The 18,088-nt window shown below is 45.6% G+C and carries 15 protein-coding genes; 9 read left to right on the forward strand and 6 right to left on the reverse strand.

All coding sequences use genetic code 11. The features are described from left to right. Positions 1-18 precede the first annotated feature (18 nt). Positions 19-1,065, reverse strand: a complete 1,047-nt coding sequence (ftsY, locus tag N746_RS0102095; protein ID WP_029933707.1) for a signal recognition particle-docking protein FtsY — start codon at positions 1,063-1,065, stop codon at positions 19-21. A gap of 125 nt (positions 1,066-1,190) precedes the next feature. Between ftsY and N746_RS0102100 the strand changes: the two genes are divergently transcribed. The 4 genes from N746_RS0102100 to coaD are packed head-to-tail and all read left to right on the forward strand — an operon-like array spanning position 1,191 to position 5,048. After that, positions 1,191-2,585: a M16 family metallopeptidase gene (locus tag N746_RS0102100; RefSeq protein WP_029933708.1), complete on the forward strand. Its 1,395-nt coding sequence runs from the start codon at positions 1,191-1,193 to the stop codon at positions 2,583-2,585. Continuing rightward, positions 2,585-3,889 carry a M16 family metallopeptidase gene (locus N746_RS0102105; protein WP_029933709.1) on the forward strand — a complete coding sequence of 435 codons (1,305 nt, stop codon included), beginning with the start codon at positions 2,585-2,587 and terminating at the stop codon, positions 3,887-3,889. Before N746_RS0102100 ends, N746_RS0102105 begins: the two co-directional genes overlap by 1 nt. Before the next feature lie 14 nt (positions 3,890-3,903). Then, entirely contained in the window at positions 3,904-4,524 is a 621-nt protein-coding gene (rsmD, locus tag N746_RS0102110; protein ID WP_029933710.1) for a 16S rRNA (guanine(966)-N(2))-methyltransferase RsmD, read from the forward strand. A 44-nt stretch (positions 4,525-4,568) separates the two neighbouring features. Then, on the forward strand, positions 4,569-5,048 hold the full coding sequence (coaD, locus tag N746_RS0102115; protein ID WP_029933711.1) for a pantetheine-phosphate adenylyltransferase: 480 nt from the start codon (positions 4,569-4,571) through the stop codon (positions 5,046-5,048). A gap of 8 nt (positions 5,049-5,056) precedes the next feature. Here coaD and N746_RS0102120 read toward each other — a convergent pair whose 3' ends face one another. Genes N746_RS0102120 through N746_RS0102135 form a run of 4 tightly spaced genes read right to left on the reverse strand, consistent with a single transcriptional unit; the run spans position 5,057 to position 9,991 of the window. Next, positions 5,057-7,813: a cation-translocating P-type ATPase gene (locus N746_RS0102120; protein WP_081835963.1), complete on the reverse strand. Its 2,757-nt coding sequence runs from the start codon at positions 7,811-7,813 to the stop codon at positions 5,057-5,059. Positions 7,814-7,830: 17 nt separating this feature from the next. Continuing rightward, entirely contained in the window at positions 7,831-8,277 is a 447-nt protein-coding gene (locus N746_RS0102125; RefSeq protein WP_029933713.1) for a hypothetical protein, read from the reverse strand. Beyond that, on the reverse strand, positions 8,274-9,131 hold the full coding sequence (gene mutM, locus N746_RS0102130) for a bifunctional DNA-formamidopyrimidine glycosylase/DNA-(apurinic or apyrimidinic site) lyase (protein ID WP_029933714.1): 858 nt from the start codon (positions 9,129-9,131) through the stop codon (positions 8,274-8,276). The genes N746_RS0102125 and mutM overlap by 4 nt, the downstream gene beginning before the upstream one ends. Positions 9,132-9,133: 2 nt before the next feature. Beyond that, positions 9,134-9,991, reverse strand: a complete 858-nt coding sequence (locus N746_RS0102135) for a TIGR01777 family oxidoreductase (RefSeq protein ID WP_029933715.1) — start codon at positions 9,989-9,991, stop codon at positions 9,134-9,136. Between the two features lie 92 nt (positions 9,992-10,083). On the opposite strand from N746_RS0102135, the gene folM reads away from it, so the two are divergent. Next, positions 10,084-10,788: a dihydromonapterin reductase gene (gene folM, locus N746_RS0102140; RefSeq protein WP_029933716.1), complete on the forward strand. Its 705-nt coding sequence runs from the start codon at positions 10,084-10,086 to the stop codon at positions 10,786-10,788. A 3-nt stretch (positions 10,789-10,791) separates the two neighbouring features. Here folM and ggt read toward each other — a convergent pair whose 3' ends face one another. Continuing rightward, positions 10,792-12,471, reverse strand: coding sequence for a gamma-glutamyltransferase (ggt, locus tag N746_RS0102145; protein ID WP_029933717.1), 1,680 nt, complete (start codon positions 12,469-12,471; stop codon positions 10,792-10,794). A 221-nt stretch (positions 12,472-12,692) separates the two neighbouring features. Here ggt and N746_RS10560 point away from each other — a divergent pair, with 221 nt between their 5' ends. The 4 genes from N746_RS10560 (at position 12,693) to N746_RS10565 (ending at position 18,073) form a co-directional block, all read left to right on the forward strand. Then, complete coding sequence (locus N746_RS10560; protein ID WP_051678456.1) at positions 12,693-14,537, forward strand: GGDEF domain-containing protein; 1,845 nt, start codon at positions 12,693-12,695, stop codon at positions 14,535-14,537. Positions 14,538-14,674: 137 nt separating this feature from the next. Next, positions 14,675-15,061: a glycine cleavage system protein GcvH gene (gene gcvH / locus N746_RS0102155; RefSeq protein ID WP_029933719.1), complete on the forward strand. Its 387-nt coding sequence runs from the start codon at positions 14,675-14,677 to the stop codon at positions 15,059-15,061. Continuing rightward, the gene (locus N746_RS0102160; RefSeq protein ID WP_029933720.1) at positions 15,054-16,253 is read left to right on the forward strand and encodes a class I SAM-dependent rRNA methyltransferase; all 1,200 of its coding nucleotides are present in this window, start codon (positions 15,054-15,056) and stop codon (positions 16,251-16,253) included. Before gcvH ends, N746_RS0102160 begins: the two co-directional genes overlap by 8 nt. Further along, complete coding sequence (locus tag N746_RS10565; protein ID WP_051678457.1) at positions 16,247-18,073, forward strand: diguanylate cyclase; 1,827 nt, start codon at positions 16,247-16,249, stop codon at positions 18,071-18,073. Before N746_RS0102160 ends, N746_RS10565 begins: the two co-directional genes overlap by 7 nt. The last annotated feature ends 15 nt before the right edge of the window (positions 18,074-18,088 follow it).

Here is an 18,088-nt window from a genome sequence, read left to right on the forward strand (position 1 = left end):
CTAACCAATCCGACTCATTTAAGCCTGGGTTTCAAATAGAGCATCGGTAAATTCATTCGCATTAAAAACACGCAAGTCGTCAATAGATTCGCCAACGCCAATGAAGCGTACCGGTATTCCCAGCTGCTGAGCAAGCGAAAACACAATGCCACCTTTGGCGGTGCCATCCAACTTAGAAATCACCAGGCCTGTTAGCCCCATCGCTTCGTGAAATTGTCTTGCTTGGCTTAGTGCGTTTTGCCCCGTACTGGCATCGAGCACCAGCATCACTTCATGGGGTGCGCTGTCGTCGACTTTAGACATGACGCGTTTCACTTTTTTAAGTTCTTCCATTAGGTTGCGTTGAGTGTGTAAGCGTCCAGCCGTATCCGCGATTAGAACGTCAATTTTTCGTGCTTGGGCGGATTGAATTGCATCAAAAACAACCGCAGCAGAGTCGGCCCCTGTTCCTTGCGCGATGACCGGCACTTGATTACGTTCACCCCAAGTTTGCAATTGTTCAACGGCGGCGGCACGAAAGGTATCGCCAGCCGCTAACATGACGGATTTGCCTTCCTGTTGGAACTTTTTCGCCAGCTTACCAATCGTGGTGGTTTTGCCGACCCCGTTCACTCCCACCATTAAAATGACATAAGGCTTATCGGACTTCGCAATGTTTAAGGGCTGACTGACGGGCTCCAACATAGCACGTAGTTGAATTTTTAATGAATCAATTAACGCCTCAGGATCCTTAAGCTCTTTACGCGATACTTGTTGAGTTAGGTTTTGAATAATATGGTCAGTCGCATCCATGCCGACATCGGCGGTAAGCAGTAACATTTCCAGCTCATCCAGCAAGTCTTGATCAATTTCTTTTTTGCCAAGCACCAAGTCGGCTAAGCCATCATTAAGAACTTTACGAGTTTTGCTCAGTTGGGTTTTTAAACGTGCAAAAACACCAGGCCTGCTAGTTGTGTCTGGTGCATGGTCCGTAAAAGCTTCAACCGAAGGTTCAATTGTTTGTTCGAGTTGTGCTTCGTCATTTTGAGTCGATTCTTGACCTTTTTTGCGTAAAAAGCTAAACATAGTTTCCTCATGAGCTTATGATGTAACCCGCACGGGGTATCACTTGTAAAATTGCAATCCAACCATTATAAATGAAAAATACAAAAAACCTAATTCACACAGCCAAGAGCATAGGGAGTGGGGCGATGAAATCCAAGTTTATGAGATTACTGAATCCAATAATCGGCAGCCTGATTTTATTAAGTAGCACTAGTATCAATGCAATGGCGCAAACTGAACTGTTTGAAACCACGCTTGAAAATGGCTTGCAGGTAGTTGTAAAACAAGACACGCGCGCACCGATCGTCGTGCACCAGCTCTGGTATAAAGTGGGAGCCAACTATGAGCCTAATGGTTTGACTGGTGTCTCGCATATGCTCGAACATATGATGTTCAAAGGCACCGACTCGGTTGAACCAGGTCAGTTTTCTAAGCGTGTTTCTCAAATGGGGGGGCGAGAAAATGCCTTTACTTCGGCCAACTATACCGCTTATTACCAGGTGGTCGGAAAGCAACACCTAGAAGAAGTTATGACGTTAGAATCCGATCGCATGGCAAACTTGTCGTTAACGAACAAACAATTTCAGCCCGAACGTAACGTGGTTAAACAAGAGCGCTTATGGTCGATAGAAGATAAACCGACTTCAAAATTATTTGAGCAGTTTAAAGCCACCGCTTATTTAAGTAGCACCGAACGTAACCCAGTCATTGGCTGGATGAAAGATATTGAATATTATCAACTACAAGATCTAAAAAATTGGTATAGCCAGTGGTATGCACCTAATAATGCGACCTTGGTGGTGGTCGGTGATGTTGATCCTAAAAAGGTCGTTGAACTAGCTCAAAAAACCTATGGCGTTTATCCGCCCCAAACGATTAATCCGCCTAAACCTCAGTTTGAACTTGAGCAACAAGGTCAACGACGTTTTGAGTTAAAAGATGCCACACCCGTGCCCAATATCATTATGGGTTATCACGTGCCTAGCTTAGTTTCAGCGTCGGATCCGCAGGAGGTTTATGCCCTAGCGGTATTGGCGAGCGTATTGGACGGTGACGATAGCGCGCGTTTAACTCAGTCCTTGGTGCGAGATCAAAAAATAGCCAGTTCAATCGGCGCCTTTTATCGGCCAACGGGTCGATTGGGCGCGCAATTCCTATTCAGTGCTCAACCACAAACCGAAGTTAAGGTGGAGGAGCTTGAAGCGGCGATACTGGCCGAAATTAAACGTGTGAAAGATGAGCCGATTCAAAAAAGTGAGTTGGAACGTATATTGGCTCAAGCCGAAGCGCAATACGTTTATCAACAAGATTCGATTCAATCGCAAGCCAGTAGCATTGGCTCTATGGTTAGTGTAGGCTTGCCGGCAGATACCATGCAAAATTGGGTTGAAAACCTCCGAAGTGTGACCCCCGATCAAATTCAAGCGGTCGCTAAAAAGTATTTACACACCGATAATTTGACAGTCGGTATTTTACGCCCGAGCGGTGAAACCAATCGCAAACCAACCCCAAAGCCTGAGTTTAGTGGGAGAATGCACTGATGAAAATTATAATGCAAGCGTTCGTATTTGCAATGGGTTTGATGGCTTTCAGCCTCTCGCAAGCTTCAATTGATATTCAAACCTGGCAGACAAGCAAAGGAGTGAAGGTTTTATTTGTAGAAGCTCCACAGCTGCCCATGGTGGATGTTGAAGTCACGTTTGATGCCGGCAGTGCTAGAGATGCAAAACAACCAGGCCTGGCGAATTTAACTTCCGCCTTGTTATCAGCCGGTACGGAGCAAAAAAACGAGCAACAAATCTCAATCGGCTTTAACAATCTAGGTGCGCAATTTGGCGGTCAAGCGAGTCGAGACTCGGCGAGCTTCAGTCTTCGTAGCTTAACGCGAGAAAACTTGCTGACACCAGCGTTGGATTTATTTGCCGAAGTGCTGACTCAGCCCAGCTTTCCTAGCGAGATATTTGCACGCGATCAGGCGCGTTTGATTCAAGCTTTAAAACAGCGAGAAGAACAACCTAATCAGGTCGCGAGCTTGACCTTTTGGCAAACATTGTACTCCGGCCACCCTTATGCGAACCCAGTGGAAGGGAATATTGAGTCCGTGCAAGCCATTAAACCAAACGATTTAAAGGCCTTTTACCAACGTTATTATGTGGCAAAAAATGCCCAGGTATCGATTGTGGGCGCGATTGATCGTAAACAGGCCGAACAGATCGCGGAACGGCTTACAAGCTCGCTAAAAACCGGAGAACCAGCTCCCGCTTTGCCAGCGCCAAAACCCTTGCAAGAAGCGCAGTCTCAAGTGATCGACTTTAGTTCCGTTCAAACCCATTACATGTTAGGTCAGTTAGGCGTTGAACGTGGACATCCTGATTACTATGCATTGTTTTTAGGCAATCATTTATTAGGCGGCAGTGGATTTGGCTCGTTATTAGTCGAAGAGGTGCGTGAAAAGCGCGGCTTAGTTTACAGCGTTTACAGCTATTTTGCGCCCATGCGGGTGGCTGGCCCTTGGGTGATTGGTTTATCGACCCAAAATAGTCAGGCTTCAGAGGCGGATCAAGTCGTAAAACAAACCTTAAAAGAGTTTATGGCTGACTTTTCAGATGAAAAACTGTCCGACATTAAAAGCAACTTGATTGGTGGCTGGCCATTGCGTTTAGATAGCAATGGCAAAATATTGGGTTATATCAGCATGATCGGTTTTTATGATTTGCCGTTGGATTATTTGGATGCTTTTCCTCGTCATATCGAGCGCTTAACGAAACAAGATGTATTAGACGCTTGGCAGCGTCATATTAAAACCGACAACATGTTAACGCTGATGGTCGGACAGCCTGAGTAGAGTAGATTTTGGCGATGAGTAAATCCAGTAAAGCATCAAAACGGCCGAATTCTAGAAGCACCAGGCCTGGTGGTGTCATACGCATTATCGGCGGCGACTGGCGTGGCCGAAAACTGCCGGTTTTGGAACTGAACGGGTTACGCCCGACTTCTGACCGAGTGCGTGAAACCCTGTTTAACTGGTTGCAATTCGAGATAGCCGGCAAACGCTGCTTGGATGTGTTTGCTGGATCTGGCGCGCTCGGGTTTGAAGCCAAGTCTCGTGGCGCGGCCGAAGTTTTAATGTTTGAAAAATCTGAAGCGGTTGCTAGTCAATTAAGACAAAACAGCCAGTTGCTAAAAGCAGAAGCGATAAAGGTACAAGCCACCGATAGTCTGCAATATCTTGCACACAAAGCTGAAAAAACGTTTGATCTGGTGTTTATTGATCCACCCTTTAATCAACACTTAGTTCAGTCCACTCTGGATACGTTGTTTGAAAACGCTTGGATTAACCACCAGACCTGGTTGTATATTGAACAGGAAAAAAAGCTGGATTGGCCGACTTTACCTAACGGTTGGCAAATTTACCGTGAAAAAACCACATCTCAAACCCGTTTTGCTTTATGGCACTATGTCGAACCGTCGCAATTTTAAAAGACTCAAGGTATGATGTGCGCAACAATTAATGAGATAACTCTATGACGATTACCGCTGTTTATCCAGGCACTTTTGATCCGATCACCTGTGGCCACACCGATTTAATAAAACGCGCGGCGCAAGTCTATGACCGCTTAATTATTGCGGTGGCGAATAATCGTAATAAAACGCCGTTGTTCAGTTTGGACGAACGCATAGAATTAGCCAAGGCTGCCACGGCTCAATGGCCACATGTTGAAGTGGTGGGATTTGATTGTTTGTTGGTCGAATTTATGAATCAGGTTGAAGGCCAAGTGATTTTGCGCGGTTTACGCGCTGTGTCAGACTTTGAATATGAATTTCAATTGGCTTCGATGAACCGTAAGTTAGCACCCCACATCGAAACCATGTTTATGACACCCGCCGAACAATTCAGCTATATCTCATCCAGCTTGGTGCGCGAAATAGCCGCCTTAAAAGGCGACGTGAGTGAGTTTGTGCCACCTGAGGTTGCGAAAGCCATTCAACAAAAATTCGCTTAAGTTGAGCTTTAAAGCCATTTCACTTTTAAAACCTGTTTAATCCCTGACAAAATCAATGTCGGTAAGGCGGATAGGCCGATGACGATAAGCAGGTGTTCCACTTCTATGGCCGTTGTGCCCAACAGGGTTTGTCCCCAAGACCAATACACCATACTGACCGATAGCGCGGCTGAACCTGCGACCGCCCAGAGTAACGCCGGGTTGCTAAATGGGTTGCGTTGATAAAGCGTGGTAAAGGTGCGAGCATCAAAAATATGAAATAACTGGCCAAATATCAAAGTCATAAAAGCTAGGGTTTGTGCATATTCCTGGCTGTAGTCTTGGTTAATGGCCGTTATAAATACAGCATAAGTCAGCGCGCCCATTACCAGTCCACGAATAATGATTCGATGACTCAAATGATTGGCAAAAAAACTTTCATTCGAAAGACGAGGTTGGCGTTTCATGACATCGTTTTCGGCACCATCAACGCCTAACGCAAGCGCGGGGATACCATCACTGACCAAGTTAACCCAAAGAATCATTAAGGGTGCGAGAGTAAGTAAGGGCTCACCATTGATAAGCGCAAATGCAAATAATAGAGCGGATACTTCACTGACGTTGGCTGTTAGCGCTTGGCGGATAAATTTGCGGATATTGTCGTAAATGCGACGACCTTCTTGAACCGCCGTTACAATCGTTTTGAAGTTATCGTCCAATAAAATCAAGTCAGCGGATTCTTTGGCTACGCCTGTGCCGCTCATGCCCATCGCGACACCAATGTCGGCGGTGCGCAAGGCTGGTGCATCATTCACGCCGTCACCCGTCATGGCGACGACTTCTTGATGCGCTTGAAGCGCATGCACGATTCGTAACTTGTGTTCGGGGGTAACGCGCGCAAATACACGGATGTTTTTAACACAATTGTAAAGTTGCTGGTCATCCAGCTCATTCAATTCTGCGCCTGTCAGTGTCGGACTCTCGGCGGAGTCGATAATGTGCATTTGCAAGGCAATCGCTTTGGCGGTTTCAACATGATCACCGGTGATCATCACCACTCCGATGCCAGCATTGTGACAATCTATAACCGCTTGGGTGGCTTCAGGTCTGGGCGGATCAATGATGCCGTAAATACCTTTTAAAGTAAGTTCGGTTTCTAAGGCCGTATCCGGTGACTCTAATTCGCTATCACTGAGTTTTCGGTAAGCAATTGCGAGCGTTCGTAACGCCTGGCGGCCAAATTCATTTGCGACATCGTGGGCTTCTTCTTGGTAATGCGTGAAGTTTACAGTTTCACCATGGCGGGTCATATAATCACAGCGATTCATAATGACATCAGGTGCTCCTTTAACATACAACCAGGCCTGGTTGTCTTCATCACGCACAATCACACTCATCATTTTTCGGCTTGAATCAAATGGGAAACTGACTTCGATATCGTAATCGTTTAGAAGTTGCTCCTTGGTGATTTTTGCTTTAGCCGCAGCCACGACAATCGCGCCCTCGGTGGGTAATCCATGGATGGAGTGCTGGCCGTTGCTTTCAACTAATCGGGTATCGCTGCACAAAGCTGACATTTTAAGCATTTTCATTAAAGGCTTGTGGGTGTGGGCTTCGATAGGTTGGTCATCTTTATCATAAAACTGGCCTTTCGGCTCGTATCCGACACCATCCACGCGCAAGGTTTCGCCCGCGACCCAGATTTTCTGAACTTGCATTTTGTTTTGGGTGAGTGTGCCTGTTTTATCCGAGCAGATAATGGTCGTAGAACCCAGGGTTTCGACCGAAGTAAGGTGTTTCGCCAGGGCATTCGAACGCATCATTTGATAAGCGCCCAAGGTTAATACAATGGTAACGACCGTCGGAAGGCCTTCTGGAATCGCGGCGACCGCGAGCGAAATGCCGGTGCTGCTCATGTTAACCAAGCTCATGCCTTGGAAAAAGCCCATCGCCATAATAACGGCGACAATGATGAGCGCGGCCCAAATTAAAATATGCGACATGCTTTTGATGCGCTGTTGTAAGGGAGTTAAGCGTTGCTCGCTACTTTCCATCAATTCAGCAATATGGCCGACTTCGGTATTCATACCGGTACCGGTGACAATCGCGGTCGCATAGCCGTGGGTTACCGAGGTGCTCATAAAGCACATGTTGACTTGATCCGCCAAGATTAAACTTGGATCATTCAAGGTTTGGGTGTTTTTTCTTACTGGATCGGATTCGCCGGTGAGGGCGGATTCATCAATTTGGAGTTGAACGGTTTCTACTAAGCGCGCATCCGCCGGAATAATCGTGCCGGTTTCCAGCTTAATTAAATCGCCCGGCACCAAATCGGCCGCGGCTAAGTTTTGCCATTCGCCGTCGCGTTTTACCCAGCACTTGGGGGCGGCCATGTCACGTAATGCATCCATTGAACGCTGAGCTTTAAATTCTTGCATAAAGCTGATCGTTGCGTTGATTAAGATGATGGCGGTAATCGCAAACGCATCGACATAATGCTGAATATAAAAGGACAGCAAGGCGCCAAAAAATAACACAATTAAAAGAGGGTTTTTAAGCTGACGCAAGAACAATGGGATAATCGCGACACCATGGGTTTCGCTGAGCTGGTTTGGCCCATGTTGCGCTAGGCGTTTTTCGGCCTCATCTTGGCTTAAGCCCAATATCGAATCGGTCGCAAAGTGCTGGCTTAGCTGTTCGATGTCATGCGTAAAAAACGGAGTCGATTCAGTCTGCTCTGGCTTGGATGGTTCAGAATTCGTTTGATCGTTATGCGCTAAGCTCATGGTGACCTCTATTTAGATTAACGATTTCGAGTGACCAGTTTAAACGGGATCTGTAATAGGGTTCCATCAGCCTGCTGAAGCAGAAGACTGATTTGCCATTCCATCATCTCATTGGTACAAAAAGCCAGCATTGAGCTACCGGTGAAACGACCAGGTTGAGCTGGATCGGCTTTTAGGGTGACACGGTTGTATCCCATGTACATATTAATGCCTGAAATATCCAACTCGAGCGTTTGGGCTTCTAAGTTATTAAGTTGAACCTCAATCTGAAAGGGTTTGGCGAGCGGAATCGGTTGAGGCTGAATGCTCAAGCTAGCTATTGAATTGCCTTGTTGTGCCTGACAAGTTTGTTGGTGAAGGTCACAATCTTCGATAAGCGGCCAAGATTGAATGTCGGGCTTATTTTGGCAAGCACTTAACAGCACAAGACTGAGAAGCCCAATTAAGATCGATGAAAATTTCATTTTGACGTCTTCTCCTGCCTAGGGCGGCGTTTTTTAGGTAGCGGTTGGCATGTTGGGCAAATATAACTCGCACGTTGAAAGTGAACTGCGCGCTCAATTATTGTGCCGCAGTTTAGACATGGTTGATCCGCGCGACCATACACAAATAGTTTTTGCACGAAATAACCAGGGCGGCCACTCGGACTAAGAAAATCTTTTAAGGTTGTGCCTCCCTGGTCAATGGCCGCGCTTAATACCTGTCGAATTTGTGTAACTAATTTTTCGCATTCTAATAGAGTTAAATCTTTCGCGGGTTTTAAAGGATGCACCCCACTTAAAAACAAGGATTCATTGGCATAAATATTTCCGACTCCGACCAGAAAATGACTGTTCATAATTAAGGATTTAATCGCGGTATTTCGAGTTCGAGTCGCCTGCCAAAGATAGTCGGAATTAAATTCATCCGATAAAGGTTCCGGGCCAAGCTTCTTGAGGAGCGCATGATGTTCAAGCGGTTGATCTGTCCATAACCAAGCCCCAAAACGTCGTGTGTCCTGATACCTTAAACAGCTTCCATCCTCAAACACCAGGTCAATGTGATCATGCTTGCCCGCTGGGATGGATTGAGTCAGAACCCTCAAATGCCCAGACATGCCTAAGTGAATCAAAATATGACCAACAGAGGTTTTAAGCAATAAATATTTGCCACGCCGTTTAACTGACTCAATCACCAGGCCTGGTAGTATGGTTTTGAGTTCAGCCGGAACCGGCCAGCGTAGCTGATTTTGGCGTATTTGAATTTCTACGATACGCTTGTGGCAAATTTGGTTCTCAATGCCGCGTTTAGTGGTTTCGACTTCAGGAAGCTCGGGCACTTTTAGCGTCTCAATATTTGGGTTAAGGCGGCCTGAGCATCCGGGTATTGGAACTTAAACCCCAGTTTTTCAAGTCGTGTAGGCACTACACAACTGCTATGCGTAAGCACCTGAGCACCTTCACCAAATAGCCAGGTGAGTAATTTTTCAGGCATCGGCAAGCCAAATGGGCGCCGCAAAACTTTGGCTAGCGTGCGCCCAAACTCTCTTTGAGTAAGTGGTTGAGGTGCGGTGACATTGATCGCACCACGATGTTCTGGGTGCTGAATCGCCCAACGAAAGGCTTCCACCACATCATCAATATGCACCCAGCTAAAACATTGTTCACCGGTTACCACTGGCCCACCTAGCCCAAGCCGAAACGCGGGCAACATTTTCTTTAAGGCTCCGCCATCTTTGCCCAAAACTACGCCGAAACGCATAATGAGAGGTTCAGGGCTAAGTTTGCGACTGGCATTTTCCCAAGCTTGGCCTAGCTCGCCCAGAAAACTATCATCGACTTCATCGCAAGACTCATCCAGCGGTTCGCCGCAAGGGCGCTGCGGGTAAAGCCCAATTGCCGATATCGCAATGACTTGCTTGGGAGGGGTGTCCAACAAAGCGAGCGCTTCCGCTAAAAGCTCAGTTGTATCAATGCGACTCGTGTATAGCGTTTGCTTATAGGTTTCATTCCAGCGTTGACCAATATTGGCGCCTGACATTTGAATCACAATATCTTGCGCTTTAAGCAACTCGGTTAGGTTCTCAATACAGTTATAAGCACTGCGCCCCATTTGAATTACGTTATGCCCGTCATGGCGTAGGGCTTTGGCCAAATGGCGGCCTACAAATCCGGTGCCACCAAGAATGAGTAGATTCATGTTGTCTCCCTTAATCCAAACCAGCTCACTTTGGTGAGTCGGCTGGGTGATGAATTCGGTATACTTATTTTAATGATGTTAAAAGGTAGCTTATGAAACTTAAAAATGCAATTTTGATTACCGGTGCCGGCCAACGAATTGGTTTGCATCTAGCTAAGCAATTTCTACTAGAGAAAGATTATCCAGTAATTTTCAGTTTTCGCAATGGTAAACCGGGTGTGGATGAGTTGAAAAAACTTGGAGCTCATGGGGTTCAAGTCGATTTTACCGATGCCAAACAACGTGCCGCCTTTATTCAGGAGGTAGGAGAACTCGCCGGCAGTTTACGCGCGATTGTCCATAACGCCTCTATTTGGCTAGATGATGAGGTGGATAACAGCTTTGAGCAGCAATGGCAGGTGCATGTAAACACGCCTTACGAGCTTAACCGATCCTTGACGCCTCTGCTGCGTGCGAGCGATAGTGCATTAAAAGACATTATATCTTTGAGTGATGCTGGTATCGAACGTGGTTCGGCTAGTCAAATTGGGTATTGTGCCTCAAAAGCCGCGTTACAAAATATGACGCGATCATTTGCGCAGGCTTTAGCACCAGATATTAAAGTCAACGACATTGCACCGGGTCTTATTATGTTTAATGATCAAGATGAGGCGGGTTATCGGGAAAAACGCTTACAAAAATCCTTGCTGGGAATTGAGCCTGGCCCGCAGGTGGTTTTTGACGCGGTAAATTATCTGATGAATAGTCCCTATAGTACCGGCACCACTTTGACGCTTGATGGTGGCCGGCGTTTTTAAATCTTATGGGTTTGTTTTCCAGACACGGCTTTCGCCGCGACCCCGTTTATCCGAGGCGGCTTCTAAATCGCCAAACTTGGAACGACTGATAAATTGTAAATCACCAAAAAATCGACGCTGGGACAACTTATAACCTTGGTTTGTTAGTGTTTGAATGGTGTTGGCCTCCAAAGAGGGGTGATAGCCAATTTCATCTTTTGGCCAGAGCTGGTGGTGAACCCGCGATGCATCCACAGCTTGTTGTGCGGTCATGTCAAATTCAACATTATTTACCAATGCTTGGAATACACTCGTGATAATGGTCGAGCCGCCTGGTGTGCCAATCACTTTGGATACCTTGCCATCGCGCAATAAAATGGTCGGGGTCATCGACGACAACATGCGTTTATTAGGCGCAATCGCATTGGCTTTGCCGCCGATTACACCAAATATATTGGGCACACCCGGCTTAGCTGAAAAATCATCCATTTCATCATTCATCAAAAATCCAGCCCCCTCAATTACGACACCACTGCCAAACGGCATGTTTAAGGTTGTAGTATTTGAAACGGCATTGCCTTGCGCATCCAAAATTGAAAAGTGGGTGGTTTGTTCGCTTTCCTCCAGGCCTGGTTTAATTTCAGGCGTGGGCGAAATGCGAATCGGATCGACTTCTAATGCACGTTCAGCCAAATAGTCGGCGGCAATCAATTTGTTCATTGGGACGCTGTGAAAGTCAGGGTCGCCTAAATATTCAGCCCGATCTGCATACACGCGTTTTTTGATTTCGGCGAGTAGGTGAATGTAGCTGGCGCTATTATGGTGCAAGCCTTCAAACTCGTACGATAGTTCGGTTTTCATTTTTAAGAGTTGAATGAGTGCAATGCCGCCAGAGCTGGGCGGTGGCGCAGAATAGACATCATAACCCTGCCAAAGAGTGTGTACTGGTTGCCGCCATTTAGCTTGGTAGTTGGCGAGATCCGCCAAGGTAATTAAGCCTTGGTTAGCTTGCATTTGTTTTGCAATTAACTGGGCGGTTTCACCTTTATAAAACTCATTCGCGCCATGTTCGGCGATGCGTTTAAGAGTATTGGCCAGTTCAGGTTGTTTGAAGACGTGTTCGGCTTTTAGGTTGCCAAAGTAGTTGGAAAAGTTGAGGTTATCGGCTTTTTCATAAGCCCAGTCTTGATACCAGCTGGCTGTTTCCGCTAACTTTGGGTGAACCTTAAAGCCGTTCTGAGCTAAGTCTATAGCTGGTTCAATTAACTCCGACCAATTCAGCTGACCATAAACTTGGTGTGCTTGCCATAACCCCATTACACTGCCTGGCACGCCTGACGCATGGTAGCCAACCAGCGAACGATTTGGAATCACTTCGCCATTCTTATCTAAATAGAGGTCTTTATGCGCCGCCTGGGGGGCGGTTTCACGGTAATCCAAAAATCGAGTTTCGCCTTTGGCATGAATTAACATAAAACCGCCACCGCCTAAGTTCCCGGCTTCAGGATAGGTGACGGCCAAACTAAAAGAAGCGGCGACGGCGGCATCAATAGCATTGCCTCCCTTGTCTAAGACAGATTGTGCGACCTCAGCCGAATAGAGGTCAGGCATCGCCAGCGCCGAGCGCGAATTAGCGTAGGCTGAGTGGCCGTTGGCTAAAATATAAAAACTTACAACAATCCATAGTGTTCGAAAAAACAACATGACAAGCCTCGATTGACAATAGATAGGGTTTTTATAGTACCTTTTTTTGGATGGTTTGCCAGCTTAGTATAAAAAAGATGAGAATAATTATGGTTTGAGTCTGTCAACCTGGACCTATAGTAAAAACTTTGATGTCTATTAGTATATTTGATAGGTAATTATGTTTATTTAGGTTCAAAATGAGGTAGATCAACTAAGTAAATGAATCATATGGACGAGTTATGAAACAAGTTCTACAGCGGTATCGATGGTTGGTGGTGTTGTTTAGCCTCATAATCTTATTGGTCATCCTGTTTAAGGTTTGGATTTACCAACAAGAAAGTGAGTCGCTTCGCAGTGCTGTCTATAGTGCGCAGAAACACGATATTCATGCACAAGTGAATGCATTGATACGCGAACAGAAAAGTGCGTCATTAGCGTTAGCCTTAATGCTCGCGGAAAACCCGAATGTACAAAAACTCCTAACCTTGCCTTGTTGTGAATATCGGGCGGGACTCGACAAGTTAGCCCAGCGGATACAAACTAAAACCCCAAATAACGACATTTGGTTGCAGGTGATTAATCGAGATGCCGTTAGTGTAGAGCGAAGCTGGACAACGCGCCGTGGTGATTCATTAATCGGCATCCGAACCGACCTTGAGCATCTTATAGCTAACCCAAATGAAGCGCCCACGACTACCGTTAGTACAGGGCTTTTTTCTATGACTTTTAAATCGATGGTGCCGGTGTTTGATGATGCCAATCTCTTGGGCGTGGTCGAAGTAGTGTCACAATTTCAGCCTTTAGTTGATCGATTAAACATTGAGAACACACGCTCGCTGGTGTTAGCTGACAAACGCCATCGATCCAAGTTGATATTGCCAAGCAACGACCAATTTATTGAGGATTACTATGTCGTCAATACTCATGGTGCGGATGAGTTAGTTGAATTGATTAAGTTAATTGGTGTCGAGAAAGTACTGAGCGATGAAGTTTTTATTTACAAAGATCAGCTTGCTATTACACGTGTCCCAATTTTTGATGCATTTGGTGAGGTCGAAGGCCACTGGGTAGTAGCCAGAACCTTAGATGCGATCAATTTTGAGGATGTTAACTCACTCCTGAAGCGTTATGTGATTACGTCTTTTATTGTGGTGGTGATGTTGGTTTTATTAGCGTTCATTTTTTTGAGCCGACAACAGATTTCGTTGCAGCGTAATTATTATCGTGACGTGATAGATTCCGCTTCGGACATTTTATATGTCACTGATATGAAGCGTACAGTCGATGCGAATAAGCATTTCTTTGATTTTTTTAGTGAGTTTGAGGATTTAAGCGCGTTCCATCAATGCTATAAACGTGTTTGCGACACATTTGAGCCAGGTGAAGGCTTGCTGCAACCTGATATAAATGGGGTGTTTTGGATTCAGCACGTGTTGAATCATCCGGCAGACTCACATGTCGCCAAAATTATAAAAGCGGAGCGCGCCTATTATTTTGCCGTCAAAATTCAACCGCTTACTGAAGCCTTATTTGGTCAGTTTACAGTTGCGATGCACGATATCACCGAGCTGGTTGAAACCCAGCAACAGTTAGCACATTTGTCGCAAACGGATGAATTGACCGGCATAAATAATCGGTTGTTTTTTAACAAAGTTCTCAGCCAAGAACTGACCCGGTTTAGACGTTATCAAGCACCGATGTGTCTATTAATGCTGGATGTGGATTATTTTAAAAACATTAACGATGAAAATGGGCATGATGTGGGTGATGCAGTACTGCAAGAGCTAGCCAAAGTGATCCAAAGCGGCTTGCGAAGTTCGGACTTGCTGTGTCGTTATGGGGGAGAAGAGTTTGTGGTTATGCTGCTTAATACCGAAATAGAGGATGCAAAGGAAATTACCGAGCGTCTTCATTCTATGGTCGCTAGTTACGACTTTAAAGCAATTCCGGGACAAACCTTAACTTGTAGTTTTGGTTTAACTTGCTTTCAGTCGAATGACACTGAAAATTCGGTACTTAAACGTGCGGATCAAGCGCTGTATGAGGCTAAAAATGCGGGCCGAAACCAAGTCAAGTATGCTTAGTATAAACTTGCCAAAGCTGGTTTTGTTGTATTTCTAAGGCCTTGAATTCTCAAGGCTCACTCTCCGAAAACATTACTGTTTTTCCAGAGGCGGTGTTATCATATTTGCCTTAATTAATCCTCTAGATGGAGACCAGAATGAGCGTATTACCCGGTCACTTAAAGTATGCTGAAAGTCATGAGTGGGCTTATTTAGATGAAGACGGCTTGGTGGTTGTCGGCATCACGGATTTTGCGCAAGAAGCTTTGGGCGATATTGTGGCGGTCAACTTCCCGGAAGTAGGTGCAGATGTCAGTGAAGGTGATGATGTCTTAATGATTGAATCGGTGAAAACGGCATCGGATATTCATGCGCCAGTGAGTGGCGAAATCGTCGCACTTAACGAGGCATTAGAAGACACACCCGAGATGATTAACGATGAACCCTATGATGGCGGTTGGTTAATCAAAATTGCCCCCCATGACGAAGCTGAATTGGAAGATTTGATGGACTCAGAAGAATACCAGGCGGAAATAGATGGCTGATTTAGCAAGCTTACGCTTAAAGAAAAACGAAGATCGCCGCATTAAACAAGGCCACATTTGGGTATTCAGCAACGAAGTCGACACCCAAACTACGCCTTTAAAATCATTTGAAGCCGGGCAACAAGTGGTGGTCGAGGCTAGCAATGGTAAACCTTTGGGCTTGGCTTATGTCAACCCGAATACATTAATCTGCGCGCGCGTATTTACGCGAGATGTTAAGCATCAATTGGGCTTAACCTTCTTCAAAAAGCGCTTACAACAAGCGCAAGCTTTGCGTGAAGTGATGTATAGCGAACCTTATTATCGCTTGGCGTTTGGTGAAAGTGATGGCCTACCAGGCCTGGTGATCGATCGATTTGATGACGTGTTTGTGGTGCAAATTGGCACCGCAGGTATGGAGGCTGTAAAACAAGATATTTTACAGGTGTTGATTAACCTCTATCACCCGCGCGCAGTTGTATGGCGTAACGATATGGCAAGCCGCGAATTAGAAGGTTTATCCCGTTATCAAGAGTTGGCGTATGGCGAGCTACCAGAACAAGTCACCCTGATCGAAAATGGCGCAAAATTTGTGGTGCCGGTGCTGGGAGGTCAAAAAACCGGATGGTTTTACGATCATCGTTCAGCACGTGCGCGCATGTCGCAAATGGTGGAGGGCAAACGTGTGCTGGATGTGTTCAGCTATTTAGGTGGTTGGGGCATTCAAGCGGCTTTGGCTGGCGCTGAGTCAGTCGCTTGTGTGGATGCGTCTGAACCTGCACTGGATGGGGTGCATCTCAATGCTGAACTAAATGGTGTGGCCGATAAAGTCACCAGTTACCAAGGCAATGCGTTTGAAGTTATGACCGCCTTAATTGGTCAAGCTGAAAAGTTTGATGTCGTGATTGTTGACCCGCCGGCGTTTGTGAAGCGAAAAAAAGATTTAAAATCCGGTTCAGAAGGCTATCGCCGAGTCAATGAGTTAGCCATGCGTTTGTTATCGCCAAACGGTATTTTGATTTCGGCTTCCTGTTCACATCATATGAGCCGGGATGCCCTTTTAAATCAAATTCAAGTTGCCGCTAGTCATATAGATCGCACCGTTCAATTGTTTGATCAAGCTCATCAGGCACCTGACCATCCGGTTCATCCAGCCATCCCTGAAACGGAATATTTAAAAACATTCTTTTGCCGAGTCATGGCTAAATGGTAAATTTAAAAACCATCAACAAGCCAACCACTTTTGCCGAGGCTGATCTACTTCAGCCTTGGTTTGCTGCGTTATTGGCTAATTCGCCAGTTGCGGTATTTGTGTTTGATACCAATGGTAAGTTAGTGGATTGTAATGATATGTTTGTGACACTGCTGTCCTCATCAAGAGAACAATTGATCGGCTTGGATATGCTCAATCTGCCAGATCAAAGAGTCAGTGACAGCATTGCTAAGGTTTTGAAAGGCCAAATGGCTAGCTTAGAAATTGAATATCATTCCATTACTTCAGGCAAGGATGTTCCAATTTCAGCTGTACTCTGTCCGGTTCGAGCATCCAATCGCCAAGTTGAAGGTGGATTAGGGGTTGTTGAAGACTTGTCTGGCAAGCGAGAAGCCGATAGCGAGTCGGCACAGCAGTTAGCGTTTGAAAAATTGGTAGCTAAAATATCCAAACGATTGGTTAATACTGGGCCTGAACAACTTGATCAAGCTGTAGAGTTGACGCTAGCTGAAATTGGTCAGTTTTTTGAAGTGGATCGATGCTATATTTTTCAATATGATTCGGGAGTTCGCACTATATCGAACACTTTCGAGTGGTGCTCGGATGGCACAAGTGCGCAAATCGATAATTTGCAGAATATTAGTATGTCATTGTTTCCGTGGATGGAAGCGCAGCTTGAAATGCAGCAAGTTATGCATATCCCTGATGTGGCAAAATTGGATGATAACCTTGCTCCAGAGCGCGAATGTTTATTGGAGCAAGATGTTAAGTCCGTGTTAATGATTCCGATGGTTGAGAATGCTCAAGCGGTGGGTTTTTTAGGTATAGATGTAGTACGCAGCCATTATTACTGGCCAAATGAAAAAATTATTTTATTGCAAGTAGTTGCAGAAACTGTAACGAATGCGTTTTCGCGCCGGGATTATGAACGTGCACTCAGGAAAGTCAATGAGCAATACCGTCAGTTTTCTTCCCAGGTACCCTTGGGGCTTTATACGTTTCGTCTTAGTGCTTCGGGCGAGCCTTTTTTCGAGTATTGCAACAAACAAATTTTGCAAATGAATGGTGTTGAATCAGCCGACTTAATACTCGAATTTAAACACGTTCATCCAGAAGACTTACCCGAGTTAAAAGAGAGGCAGGCTTTTGCTTGGCGTAATCATGAAGCTTTTGTTTGGGAGGGGCGTTTCATTCTGGATGGTGAAACGCGTTGGATGCTTATTGAAGACAATGATCCAGAACAAGATGCCAATGGCGATTGGATCTGGAATGGATTTCAGCAGGATATTACAGATCGAAAAGAGCTCGAAGCGCGTTTAAAAGATTTGGCGACCATAGATGATATGACTCAAATTTGGAATCGGCGCTACTTTATGAATGCTGCGGATGAAGAATTTGAGCGTGCACAACGTTATGATAATAGCTTTAGCTTTTTAATGGTGGATGCCGACCATTTTAAGAAGGTCAATGACGATTATGGTCACGCGGCGGGGGATGCGGTATTGATTAATCTGGCTAAGGTAATGGCCGAATCGGTGCGCAAAGTTGACTTTGTTGGTCGACTAGGTGGCGAAGAGTTTGCGATTTTATTACCTAATACGCCGGAGTCGGAAGCCTTATTACTTGCCGAGCGTATTCGCGAAGCGGTAGAAGGTAACCCAGCCGATTATAATGGTCAGAGTTTACCCATTACCATTAGCATTGGGGTGAGCAGTTATCGCCCAAATGATCAGGACTTGGATCAAGTAATCCAGCGCGCCGATAAGGCTTTGTATGAAGCTAAAAATCAAGGCCGAAACCGTACCATGGTCGCGCCTTAAACGTTCAATTGAGTC

The sequence above is a fragment of the Thiomicrospira pelophila DSM 1534 genome (assembly GCF_000711195.1).
GTDB lineage: Bacteria > Pseudomonadota > Gammaproteobacteria > Thiomicrospirales > Thiomicrospiraceae > Thiomicrospira > Thiomicrospira pelophila.

Coding starts and splice junctions, on each gene's coding strand:
- ftsY (WP_029933707.1), bottom strand. CDS start 1,065: ATGTTTAGCTTTTTACGCAAAAAAGGTCAAGAATCGACTCAAAATGAC.
- N746_RS0102100 (WP_029933708.1), top strand. CDS start 1,191: ATGAAATCCAAGTTTATGAGATTACTGAATCCAATAATCGGCAGCCTG.
- N746_RS0102105 (WP_029933709.1), top strand. CDS start 2,585: ATGAAAATTATAATGCAAGCGTTCGTATTTGCAATGGGTTTGATGGCT.
- rsmD (WP_029933710.1), top strand. CDS start 3,904: ATGAGTAAATCCAGTAAAGCATCAAAACGGCCGAATTCTAGAAGCACC.
- coaD (WP_029933711.1), top strand. CDS start 4,569: ATGACGATTACCGCTGTTTATCCAGGCACTTTTGATCCGATCACCTGT.
- N746_RS0102120 (WP_081835963.1), bottom strand. CDS start 7,813: ATGAGCTTAGCGCATAACGATCAAACGAATTCTGAACCATCCAAGCCA.
- N746_RS0102125 (WP_029933713.1), bottom strand. CDS start 8,277: ATGAAATTTTCATCGATCTTAATTGGGCTTCTCAGTCTTGTGCTGTTA.
- N746_RS0102135 (WP_029933715.1), bottom strand. CDS start 9,991: ATGAATCTACTCATTCTTGGTGGCACCGGATTTGTAGGCCGCCATTTG.
- folM (WP_029933716.1), top strand. CDS start 10,084: ATGAAACTTAAAAATGCAATTTTGATTACCGGTGCCGGCCAACGAATT.
- ggt (WP_029933717.1), bottom strand. CDS start 12,471: ATGTTGTTTTTTCGAACACTATGGATTGTTGTAAGTTTTTATATTTTA.
- N746_RS10560 (WP_051678456.1), top strand. CDS start 12,693: ATGAAACAAGTTCTACAGCGGTATCGATGGTTGGTGGTGTTGTTTAGC.
- gcvH (WP_029933719.1), top strand. CDS start 14,675: ATGAGCGTATTACCCGGTCACTTAAAGTATGCTGAAAGTCATGAGTGG.
- N746_RS0102160 (WP_029933720.1), top strand. CDS start 15,054: ATGGCTGATTTAGCAAGCTTACGCTTAAAGAAAAACGAAGATCGCCGC.
- N746_RS10565 (WP_051678457.1), top strand. CDS start 16,247: ATGGTAAATTTAAAAACCATCAACAAGCCAACCACTTTTGCCGAGGCT.